Raw genomic sequence first — 11,323 nt, forward strand, 5'->3', positions numbered from 1 at the left:
ACCGAGCGCCGCCCGCGCGGCGCATCGCGAGCTTTGCTCGCTCCTACGTTTATTTCGGGCCAATGTTGCTTGTTGCGTCAGCAGCTTCATAGGCGCTGGCACTTCAACCTCGCTGTCTATAAGATGCGATGCATTCTCATTCACCTCTGGTTTCGCCCGTGTCTCTATCCGATACCCGCAAGCTGGGTTTCTTTTTCAGTGACCACCATCGCTGGCTGTTGCAGCACGTTCGGCGCCAGTTGAGCAACCGCCCGGATGCCGAGGACACGGCAGCCGAAACCTTCTGCCAGATCATCGCCGCACGGGTGGACCCGGCGACCATCGAGCAGCCGCGTGCCTACCTGGCCACCATCGCCCGCCGGCTGATCTTCGACCGCCACCGGCGGCGCCGCCTGGAGCAAGCCTACCTGGAGCGCCTGATGCTGCTGCCAGAGGCGCTGGCGCCCTCGCCAGAAGAAACCCACCTGTTGCTCGAGGCGCTGCACGCCATCGACCACAGCCTGGCCGGGCTGCCTTTGGTGGTAAAAAAAGCCTTTTTGCTGAGCCAGCTGGATGGGCTGCCCTATGCCGAGATCAGCCGTCGGCTGGGGGTGTCCGAGCGCACGGTCGGGCGGTACATGGCCCAGGCGTTGCGCCAGTGCTACCTCAGCGGCGCACAGCCATGAGCCGCACCGCCCTTGGCCCGGCCGCCGAGCAGGCCATCACCTGGATGGTGCGGCTGCGCTCGGGCCGCGACGAAGCCCGCCAGCAGGCCCAGTTCCGCCAGTGGCTGGCGCAGAACCCCGCCAATGCCCAGGCCTGGGAACAGTTGCAGCGGGGCATGGGCCAGCACTACGAGGTGGCTCGGCAGGCGCCCGATGCCCTGCGTGATACCCTGCTGCAGCCGTCGATTGGCCGGCGTGAGGTGTTGCGCGGTATCGGCGGGTTGGGCGTAGTGGGTGGGGCCCTGTGGTTGGGGGTACGCAGTGAAGGTGGCCGGGTGTTGACCGCCGATTTGCGCACGGGCACCGGCGAACGCCGTACCCTCATGCTGCCCGATGGCAGCCGGCTGAGCCTGAACGCAGGCACAGCCGTGGATGTGCAGTTCACGGCCGGGCAGCGCCTGTTGCGCCTCTATCGCGGCGCGTTGGTCATACAGGTGGCGCCCGATGCTTCAAGGCCCTTCATCGTGCGCAGTGAGCAGGGTGATGCGCGCGCACTGGGTACGCGTTTTCTGGTCGAGCAGCAGGCTGGCGCCACCCGTGTGGTGGTGCTGGAGCATGCCGTGCGAGCATCGCTGCCAGGGGGGGCCTGGCTCGACCTCGCAGCAGGGCAGGCGGCCTTGCTCACCCGCAAGCGCATCGAGCCCCTGCAGGCTAGCCAGGCCTACCGCGCCGATTGGCTTGAGGGCCACCTCAGTGTGCTGGACGAGCCGCTGGACGCTGTCGTCGACGCCCTTCGCCCGTATCGCCCGGGTGTGATCCGCGTCAGCCCGCAGGTACGTCAGCTGCGCGTGCAGGGCGTATTCCCGCTGGATGACAGTGAGCGAACCCTGGCGGCTCTGGAGGAAACGATGCCTATCCGGGTGAGACGTTTCGGCGGGTGGGTGACGGTAATCGAAGCGCGGTAAACACGCAGGCAAAAAACCTTGCCCCTGCTCGAATGAAAATTTTTATGATTCGTGTCCGCTTTTTGGGGTTCGCCCCACTTACCTCCTGACAACAGTAAAAATTCAGGAGTCTTCACGTGTTCAAACCCTGGCCCCTTGCCCTCGCCATCACCCTGGCCACCGCGCCTGCGGCCCACGTGTGGGCGCAAGGTTCTGTGCAACAGCAGCACTTCGATCTACCGGCCGCCAGTCTGGCGCAAACCCTCAATGCCATCGCCCGCCAGGGCGGGCAGGTGATGTCCCTGGACCCGGCGCTGGTCGCCGGCAAGCAGGCGCCGGCCATACAAGGCCAGATGAGCCCGTTGCAGGCCGTGCAGCAGGCGCTTGCTGGCAGCGGCCTGCAGGCCATCGTGACCGGCAGCGGCACCTTCAGCGTGGTACCTGCGGTGGACGCGGAAGGCGCACTGGAACTCGGCGCCACCAACATCAACAGCCAGGGCCTGGGAGAGACCACTGAGTTCACAAATTCCTACACCACTGGCGCCGTGACCATCGGCAAAACCCCGCAGACGCTGCGTGAAACGCCGCAGTCCGTGACTGTGGTGACACGCAAGCTGATGGATGACAAGAACCTGGTGTCCCTTGACCAGGTCATGGCCCAGACCACCGGCATCACCCGGGCCAACCGAGGCTACGGGAACCACCATTTCAGTTCCCGCGGCTTTGACCTGACCGACGACAGCTACATGGTCGACGGCGTGGCCGGCCAGGCGTACGCCTATACCGGGTGGATGATCCCGGACATGGCGGTGTTCGACAGGGTAGAGGTGCTGCGCGGTGCTGCCGGGCTACTGGTTGGCGCGGGTAACCCGGGCGGCGCGGTCAACCTGGTGCGCAAACGCCCTACTGCCGACCCACGTTTTACGGTCATCACCCGGGCGGGGTCGTGGGACAACTACCGCCTGGACCTGGACGCCAGCGGCAAGCTGAACCCTGAGGGCACCCTGCGCGGCCGCATGGTCGCTTCCTACGAGGACCGTGGTTACTTCACCGACGTGACCAAGTCCAAGCGCCCATTGCTGTATGGCATCGTCGAAGGCGACCTGAGCGACGCCACCACCGTTGCGCTGGGCTTGCGTCGGCAAACCTCGCGCATCAATGGCTACAGCGTACTGGGCCTGCCGAACAACCCGGATGCCAGCAACCCGCACCTCAAGCGCTCGACGTTCCTGGGGCAAGACTGGGCCACCCTGCAGAGCCGCACCGATGAAGTGTTCGCCGACCTCAACCACCGTTTCAATGACAACTGGACCGGCAAGCTGGCGCTTTCCCATTCCGAAAGCAGCTATAACCGCAGCGCCATCGAATGGGGCGCCGAAGATACCCTGGCCTATGGCAGCCCTACCGGCCCCATGGTAAACGACGTCAATTATCACAAGTTCGACGTCACGGCCAATGCCGTCGACGGCCATGTGGACGGCGACTTCGAGGCCTTCGGCCTGCGCCACCAACTGTCGCTGGGGGCTAACTGGTCCAGGCGCAACATGAACGATAAGGAGGTCTCCCAGGCACTGGACAGCCCCATCCCGCTGAACGTCTACCGGCCTGACCACAACAACGTGCCCGAGCTGGCACGCCAGGGGTGGGATTACAAGGAAGACACGCTCGATACGCGCTATGGCACCTACCTGAACGCCCGCCTGCACATGACTGAAGACCTGAGCCTGGTGCTGGGTGGGCGGCTGAGCTGGTACAAGACCGAGACCACCAGCGAAGACTCGAAAAGCACCAATGAACAGAAGCACGAGTTCACGCCCTTCGTGGGTGCTATCTACGACCTGAACGACAAATGGTCGCTGTATGCCAGCTATGCGGACATCTTCATGCCCCAGGCCAGCTCCCGCACCGTCGACGGCAAGATGCTGGACCCGTCCGTGGGCTCCAACTACGAGACTGGCATCAAGGGCGAGCTGCTCGACAAACGCCTGAACGTGTCTTTTGCAGTGTTCTACATCGAGCAAGAAAAAGTCGCCGCACGGGACTATGCCAACGATGGCAAGTGCGCAGGTGACATCGCTGGCCGCTGTTTCATCAACAGCGATGGCATCAGCCGCAGCAAAGGCTTCGAGGCCGAAGCCACGGGCGAGCTGCTGCCTGGCCTGCAGGTGGCTGCCGGTTATACCTACAACACCACGCAGTCGGAGAGCGGCGGCCCGATCTCGGGGCAAACGCCCAAGCACATGCTGCGGCTGAACACCAACTACACCCTGCCAGGGGAGTGGAGCCGCTTCAGCATCGGCGGTGGCGTGTCTGCCCAATCCCACTATTACGATCCGCCGATCGAAGTCAGCAACAGCGGCCGCGCCATTTTCGATGCCCGGGCCGCCTACAAGCTGGACCCCCACTGGACGGTGGGCGTGGACGTGGAGAACCTGCTGGACCGCAAGTACTTCGACTCTACCGGTTACTGGACTCGCGGCACTACCTACGGCACACCGCGAAGCTACATGCTGACCTTGCGAGGCGACTTCTGAGCCGGTGACCTTGATGGGCAAACGCGGTGAAGGCGCCCTGGAAATGAAAAAACCCTTGAGGCGCTGACCTCAAGGGTTTCAGGTGTTGCACAGGGCGTGCTTACACGTTGAAGCGGAAGTGCATCACGTCGCCGTCTTTGACGATGTAGTCCTTGCCTTCCAGGCGCCATTTACCGGCTTCCTTGGCACCGCTTTCACCCTTGAACTGGATGAAGTCGTCGTAGGCAACCACTTCGGCGCGGATGAAGCCTTTTTCGAAGTCGGTGTGAATCACGCCAGCAGCCTGGGGGGCAGTAGCGCCGACGCGAACGGTCCAGGCACGTACTTCCTGCACACCGGCAGTGAAGTAGGTTTGCAGGTTCAGCAGCTCGTAGCCGGCGCGGATCACGCGGTTCAGGCCAGGCTCTTCCAGGCCCAGGGCCTCCAGGAACATGTCTTTTTCTTCGCCGTCGTCCAGCTCGGCGATTTCAGCTTCGATCTTGTTGCACACCGGCACCACAACCGCGCCTTCCTCTTCCGCAATGGCCTTGACCACGTCCAGGTGCGGATTGTTGTCGAAGCCGTCTTCAGCCACGTTGGCGATGTACATCACCGGCTTGCTGGTGAGCAGGTGGAAGCCACGAATGACGGCTTTCTCGTCGTCAGCCATGTTCTTCATCAGGCTGCGGGCAGGCTTGCCTTCGGTGAAGTGCGGGATCAGTTGCTCAAGGATGGCCTTTTGCGCCAGGGCTTCCTTGTCGCCGCCCTTGGCATTGCGGGCCACTTTCTGCAGCTGTTTCTCGCAGCTGTCGAGGTCGGCGAAGATCAGTTCGAGGTCGATGATCTCGATGTCACGCTTGGGGTCGACGCTGTTGGAAACGTGAATCACGTTTTCGTCTTCGAAGCAGCGCACCACGTGGGCAATGGCGTCGGTTTCGCGGATGTTGGCCAGGAACTTGTTGCCCAGGCCTTCACCTTTGGAAGCGCCGGCGACCAGGCCCGCAATGTCGACGAACTCCATGGTGGTCGGCAGGATGCGGTTGGGCTTGACGATTTCCGCCAGTGCATTCAGGCGCGCATCGGGCATCGGCACGATGCCGCTGTTCGGCTCGATGGTGCAGAAGGGGAAGTTCTCCGCCGCGATGCCAGACTTGGTCAGGGCGTTGAACAGGGTGGACTTGCCGACGTTGGGCAGGCCGACGATGCCGCAATTGAAACCCATGGGTATTCCCCTCTCTAAAGGAAATCAGGCCTTCTGGCTGTGCAGCTCGCGCATGGCCTTGGCGAAGTCGCCGGCCAGCACGTCCGGCAGCACGCCGAGGGCAAAATCGATGCTGGCGTCGAGCTTCTCCTGCTCGGCGCGCGGCGCGCGGCCCAGGACGAAGTTGGAAACCAGTTTGGCGTCACCCGGGTGGCCGATGCCAAGCCGCAGGCGGTGGAAGTCGTTCTGGTTGCCGAGCTGCGCGATGATGTCGCGCAGGCCGTTATGCCCGCCATGGCCACCGCCGCGCTTGAGCTTGGCAACGCCGGGAGGCAGGTCGAGTTCGTCATGCGCCACCAGGATGGCCTCCGGTTTGATCCGGAAGAAATTGGCCAATGCCGCCACGGACTGGCCGCTGCGGTTCATGTAGGTGGTGGGGATGAGCAGGCGAACATCGTTGCCCTGATGGCTGAACTTAGCCGTCAGGCCGAAATATTTTTTGTCAGCGGCGAGCGAAACACGCTGGGCGCTGGCAATGCGTTCTACGAAAAGAGCCCCTGCGTTATGCCGGGTCTGTTCGTATTCGGGGCCGGGGTTACCCAGGCCGACGATCAACTGGATGGCGGTCACGTCAGGGGCTCTTCCTTGGAGTTGTTGGGTTACAGGGCGCGCGGCACTGTAACCCGATCAACACCGGCGTGCGAGTGGATTACTCAGCAGCGCCTTCTTCTTCAGCTTCAGCGGAAACGCGCGGGGCGTGAACGTTGGCAACTGCTTTGTCATCACCGTGGGCCAGAGCAACGAACTCTACGCCTTTCGGAGCTTTCAGGTCCGACAGGTGGATGATGGTGCCGATTTCGGCGTTGGCCAGGTCCACTTCGATGAACTCAGGCAGGTCCTTCGCTTCGCAGGAAACTTCCAGCTCGGACTCAACGTGCGAAACTTCGCCGCCTTTCTTGACCGGGGCTTCTTCGTTGATGAAGTGAACCGGTACCTTGGCGGTCAGTTTCTGGCCAGCCACAACGCGGATGAAGTCGGCGTGCATGATGAACTGCTTGGCCGGGTGGCGCTGCATGGCCTTGATGATGACGTTTTGCTTGGTGCCATCAACGTTCAGTTCGATAACGTGGCTGAAGGCAGCTTCGTTTTCGAACAGTTTGGCGATTTCCTTGGCCACGATGGTCAGGGATTGAGCTTCTTTACCACCACCGTAAACAACGGCTGGGATGCTGGCGGAGTGACGCAGGCGGCGGCTCGCACCTTTCCCCAGGTCAGTACGCGCTTGGGCGTTCAGAGTGAAATCAGTCATTTTGTTTCTCCAAAATAGCCCCCCGAGGGCGTTTGCGACCAGCGCCAACGGGGATGGCAAAAAAGCCCCGCCCCAGCAAAAGTGCTGGGGCGGGGCGCTTTTCGTCAGCGTGCGTTCCGCTTAGCGGAACATTGCGCTGATCGATTCTTCGTTGCTGATGCGGCGTACCGCTTCAGCCACAACCGGTGCGATATCCAGCTGGCGGATACGGTCACAGGCCTGAGCAGCGGCGGACAGCGGAACGGTGTTTGTCACCACCAGCTCGTCCAGTACCGACTTCTCGATGTTCTCGATCGCACGGCCCGACAGGACAGGGTGCGTGCAGTAGGCGTAAACCTTGGCAGCACCGTGTTCTTTCAGGGCTTTGGCCGCGTGGCACAGGGTGCCGGCGGTGTCGACCATGTCGTCTACCAGGATGCAGGTGCGCCCTTCGACGTCGCCGATGATGTGCATCACTTCGGAGTGATTGGCCTTTTCACGGCGTTTGTCGATGATACCCAGATCGACACCCAGGGACTTGGCGACGGCACGTGCGCGCACGACACCACCGATGTCCGGGGAAACGATCATCAGGTTCTCGAAACGCTGGTCTTCGATATCATCGACCAGTACGGGCGAGCCGTAGATGTTGTCGACCGGGATATCGAAGAAACCCTGGATCTGGTCAGCGTGCAGGTCGACGGTGAGTACACGGTCGATACCCACGACAGTGAGCATGTCAGCGACGACTTTGGCGCTGATGGCTACACGTGCCGAACGCGGACGGCGGTCCTGGCGGGCGTATCCGAAGTAGGGAATCACGGCGGTGATTCGGGAGGCTGAGGAGCGGCGGAAGGCGTCGGCCATCACTACCAGTTCCATCAGGTTATCGTTGGTCGGTGCGCAGGTCGGCTGAATAATGAAAACGTCTTTACCGCGGACATTTTCATTGATCTCAGTGCTGATCTCGCCGTCGGAGAATTTACCGACAGAGACGTCACCGAGAGGGATATGCAGCTGACGTACAACACGTCGAGCCAGATCGGGGTTGGCGTTCCCCGTAAAGACCATCATCTTGGACACGCGCAGTACCTGAAGGCTGAGGGTATACCTGGATGAGTATAAGGAAAATGGCAGGGGCGGCTGGATTCGAACCAACGCATGGCAGGATCAAAACCTGCTGCCTTACCGCTTGGCGACGCCCCTGTATCTGTTGCTGCGAACGCTTATGCGCTCGACTTCTTGACCAGACTTTGCAGCTTGCGATGCAACATCGAAATATTGCTTCCTTTCGCCACAAACCCTGTTTGGGTCGCTGAAAGAAGGGCCAGAACTTTATCAGCTTCGGCTTTGCTTGGGAAGGCCCCAAACACACAACTTCCAGTGCCGGTAAGTCGAGCCTCTGTGAATTTTCCCAGTGAATTCAGCGCGTTGCGAACTTCCGGGTAATTCTGCTCTACCACCGGTTGGCAGTCATTTCGACTGTTTCCCTCGGGAACGGGGCGCATCTTAAGGGGGAGAGAATCACGTGTCAACTGTGGATGCGAAAAAATTTCTGCTGTGCTGACAGACACTTGCGGCACAAGCACGACGTACCAGGGCTGCTCCGGGTCGACTGGGGTCAGTTGCTCGCCCACGCCTTGGGCGAACGCTGCATGGCCGCGTACGAACACCGGTACGTCGGCGCCCAGCGAGAGGCCCAGGGCAGCCAGGCGGTCTTCGCTCCAGCCCAGTTGCCACAGGTGGTCAAGGCCCAGCAGGGTGGTGGCGGCATCCGAGCTGCCGCCACCGATGCCGCCACCCATGGGCAGCACCTTGTTCAGCCAGATGTCGGCGCCCAGCGCGGTGCCTGACTGCGCCTGCAACTGGCGAGCGGCACGCACGATGAGGTTGCTGTCGTGCGGTACCGATGTGATGTCTGTGTGCAGGCGGATAATGCCGTCGTCACGCAGGGCAAAGCTCAGCTCATCGCCGTGCTCCAGGAACTGGAACACGGTTTCAAGCTCGTGGTAGCCATCATCGCGGCGGCCAATGATGTGCAGCCACAGGTTGAGCTTGGCCGGGGCAGGCAGTGTCAGCGTGGGCATGAACTCAGTGCCCCAGCTGGCGCGGTTGCCAGTCCTTGACCACCAGGGTCACGTCCAGGTCCTTGCCGTGCAGCTTCAGGCGTTCGGGCAGCCAGTAGCCGTTCTGTTCGGCGTAGCTCAGGTACTCGACCTGCCAGCCGTCCTGCTCCAGGCCGGCCAGGCGGCTGTCGCCGTCCAGAGTGAGCTTGCTCTTGCTGTCGGGTGCAGGCAGCCCGCGCACCCACCACACCAGGTGCGATACCGGCAGTTTCCAGCCCAGCTGCTCTTCCAGCAGGGCTTCCGGGCTGGTGGCTTCATAGCGGCCCTGGTTGGCCACTTCGAGCACCACGCCACCCGGGCGACCGGTCAGGCGTGCGGCGCCGCGGCCCAATGGGCCGGCCAGGCGAATGTCGTAGTAGTCCTGACGCTGCAGCCAGAACAGGGTGCCGCTCCCGGAGTCGCGTGGGGCGCGGATGCCTACCTTGCCATTGATCTGCCAGCCGTCGAGCTGGGTCAGCTGTTCTTTATGGGCCCGCCACTGTTGCGGGTCGCCTTGGCCCTGCAGGGCCTCGCGGCTACCGAAACCGGCGCAGCCTGCCAGCAGGGCGATGAGGGAGAAGGTAATGAAATGGCGCAATAGCATGGTCTAGAGAGTCTCGGATCCGGTCAGGCGCAAAAGGGTCTTGCGCAGAATGGGGCTGTCGGCCTGTGCTTCGAAGCCCTTGGCCCATACCTGGCGGGCCTCGCGGCGTTTGCCGTTGGCCCAGAGCACTTCACCCAGGTGCGCAGCCACTTCATGGTCGGGGAAGCTGGCAAATGCCTGGCGCAGGTAGGCTTCGGCCTGGTCCAGGTTACCCAGGCGGTAATTCACCCAGCCCAGGCTGTCGAGTACAGCGGGGTCGTCCGGGGTCAGCTGGTGGGCCTTGTCGATCAGCTGGCGGGCTTCGGCATAACGGGTGGTGCGGTCAGCCAGGGTGTAGCCCAGGGCATTCAGGGCCATGGCGTTTTCCGGCTCACGGGCAATGATGGCGCGCAGGTCCTTTTCCATCTGGGCCAGGTCGTCGCGCTTTTCTGCCAGCATGGCGCGGGTGTACAGCAGGTTGAGGTCGTCGGGGTAGCGCTGGATGGCCTGCTGCAGCACCTGGTTGGCCTGGGCGTCCTTGTTGTTGTTGCTGTAGCTTTCCGATTCGATCAGGTACAGCTGAATGGCCTGCTCGGGCTGGGCCTCGCGGGCCTCGGCCAGCAGGCGCGACGCTTCGGTGCCACGGCCGTTGGCTATCAGGATGTCGGCCTGGCGCAGCTGGGCCGCCAGGTAGTCTGGGCCTGGGCCTACCAGGGCATACTCACGCAGCGCGCCGGCAGGGTCGTGACGCTCTTCGCGAATGCGGCCCAGGTTCAGGTGCGCCGCATCGGTGTTGCTGTCGCGCTCGACCAGTTCCTGCAAGTAGCTCTCGGCCTCGTCCCAGTCTTTGTTCTCGAGGCAGACCAGGGCCAGGGAATAGCGCAGCTCGTCGTCCTCGGGGTACTGCTGGACCAGGCTGAGGAATTCACCCTTGGCGTCGGCGATGCGGTCCTGCTCCACCAGGGTGCGGGCATAGGTCAGGCGCAGGCGCTTGTCATCGGGGTTGTCGCGGATGGCCTTGCGCAGCAACGGCAGGGCCTCGGGGCCACGGTCCAGGGCCTGCAGCAGCCGCGCGCGCAGCAGTATGGGTGCGATTTCACCGTTTTGTGGCGGGTGCGATTCGAGCAGGTCCAGGGCTTGTTCGGCCTTGCCGTCCTGGTTCAGCAGCAAGGCCTTGCCGAAGATCAGCTGGCTGTTGTCGGGGTATTTGGCCAGTAGCCGCTCGAAGCTGTGCAGCAGGCCATCGCGGGTGCTCTGGTCGGTTTCGGCAGCAGACAAGGCCAGGAAGTCGAAATGGGTATCGCCTTGGCCCTGCAGCACCTTCTCCATATAGGCCATGGCGTCATCGTAACGGCCGGCGCGGGCCAGCTGGATGGCGGCGGCGCGTTGGGCGTCGAGGTTCTGCGGGTCGTTGCGGGCCCACACCAGGGCGTTGTCCAGGGCGGGTTCGTCGGCGCCCAGGTATTCGGCGATGCGGTAGGCCCGTTCGGAAACGCCAGGGTCCTGGGTTTTCGCGGCCTGGTCGGTGTAGTTGGCCAAGGCGATATCGAAGCGGTTGCGTTGGCCGGCCAATTCGGCCACCAGCAGGCTATAGAGTGTGTCCTGCGTGAACGACCCATACACCATGGGCTTTTCGGCCTCGCGCTTGCCGGTTTCGGCGGCGGGGGGCTCGGCCTTTTGCGGGGCCAGGCTCTGGCAGCCCTGGAGCAGGGCGAAGGCAAGCAGCAATGCGTAAGGTCTGTTCATAGAGGACATATAAATGGAGACTCACCGGCGGTCGGAGCATGATGACACAAGCGCGGTGGCAAACCCACCGGCCTGGGGTATCAAGCCAGGCTTCGCCTAAGAAGACCACGCATGCCGCATGGGGTTCGAACCAGGCTGCCATAGGGCTGTGTCGTCATCGCCTGCGCTTGCGCTTTTGCTTTTGTTTTTTGCTTCTAAGCGCGCGAAAGCACAGGCGACGCAGATTGCGACTTCAGGAGGCCGAGCGCAGGGCTTGCGGAGGGAGGTGACGGGCATGGATGCCCGTCAAGCGCTGAGGC

General features: G+C 62.6%; 10 protein-coding genes and 1 tRNA gene. 3 read left to right on the plus strand and 8 right to left on the minus strand.

The features are described from left to right. The first annotated feature begins 128 nt into the window (after positions 1–128). The 3 genes from IAE33_RS23825 (at position 129) to IAE33_RS23835 (ending at position 4,122) form a co-directional block, all read left to right on the plus strand. Positions 129–665 carry a sigma-70 family RNA polymerase sigma factor gene (locus IAE33_RS23825; protein ID WP_201165636.1) on the plus strand — a complete coding sequence of 179 codons (537 nt, stop codon included), beginning with the start codon at positions 129–131 and terminating at the stop codon, positions 663–665. Then, positions 662–1,609, plus strand: a complete 948-nt coding sequence (locus tag IAE33_RS23830) for a FecR domain-containing protein (RefSeq protein WP_201165637.1) — start codon at positions 662–664, stop codon at positions 1,607–1,609. The genes IAE33_RS23825 and IAE33_RS23830 overlap by 4 nt, the downstream gene beginning before the upstream one ends. A gap of 116 nt (positions 1,610–1,725) precedes the next feature. Then, positions 1,726–4,122: a TonB-dependent siderophore receptor gene (locus tag IAE33_RS23835; RefSeq protein ID WP_201165639.1), complete on the plus strand. Its 2,397-nt coding sequence runs from the start codon at positions 1,726–1,728 to the stop codon at positions 4,120–4,122. 100 nt (positions 4,123–4,222) lie between these two features. Here the strand turns inward: IAE33_RS23835 and ychF are convergent, their stop codons facing one another. From ychF to IAE33_RS23875, 8 genes are all read right to left on the minus strand, one after another. Next, positions 4,223–5,323 (minus strand): redox-regulated ATPase YchF, encoded by a 1,101-nt coding sequence (gene ychF / locus IAE33_RS23840; protein WP_201165641.1) that lies wholly within the window; start codon positions 5,321–5,323, stop codon positions 4,223–4,225. 24 nt (positions 5,324–5,347) lie between these two features. After that, complete coding sequence (pth, locus tag IAE33_RS23845; protein WP_028631692.1) at positions 5,348–5,932, minus strand: aminoacyl-tRNA hydrolase; 585 nt, start codon at positions 5,930–5,932, stop codon at positions 5,348–5,350. 79 nt (positions 5,933–6,011) lie between these two features. Beyond that, positions 6,012–6,611: a 50S ribosomal protein L25/general stress protein Ctc gene (locus IAE33_RS23850; protein ID WP_028631691.1), complete on the minus strand. Its 600-nt coding sequence runs from the start codon at positions 6,609–6,611 to the stop codon at positions 6,012–6,014. A 120-nt stretch (positions 6,612–6,731) separates the two neighbouring features. Further along, a complete protein-coding gene (locus IAE33_RS23855) occupies positions 6,732–7,673 on the minus strand; it encodes a ribose-phosphate pyrophosphokinase (RefSeq protein ID WP_003247410.1) in 942 nt (313 codons plus the stop codon). Positions 7,674–7,721: 48 nt separating this feature from the next. Then, positions 7,722–7,796, minus strand: a tRNA-Gln gene (locus IAE33_RS23860). Positions 7,797–7,816: 20 nt separating this feature from the next. Then, complete coding sequence (ispE, locus tag IAE33_RS23865) at positions 7,817–8,677, minus strand: 4-(cytidine 5'-diphospho)-2-C-methyl-D-erythritol kinase (protein ID WP_201165643.1); 861 nt, start codon at positions 8,675–8,677, stop codon at positions 7,817–7,819. A 4-nt stretch (positions 8,678–8,681) separates the two neighbouring features. Beyond that, complete coding sequence (gene lolB, locus IAE33_RS23870) at positions 8,682–9,299, minus strand: lipoprotein insertase outer membrane protein LolB (protein WP_028631689.1); 618 nt, start codon at positions 9,297–9,299, stop codon at positions 8,682–8,684. Positions 9,300–9,302: 3 nt separating this feature from the next. Further along, complete coding sequence (locus IAE33_RS23875) at positions 9,303–11,024, minus strand: tetratricopeptide repeat protein (protein WP_201165645.1); 1,722 nt, start codon at positions 11,022–11,024, stop codon at positions 9,303–9,305. Positions 11,025–11,323 lie beyond the last annotated feature (299 nt).

This window comes from Pseudomonas sp. S60 (assembly GCF_016647865.1).
GTDB classification, from domain to species: Bacteria; Pseudomonadota; Gammaproteobacteria; order Pseudomonadales; family Pseudomonadaceae; genus Aquipseudomonas; species Aquipseudomonas parafulva.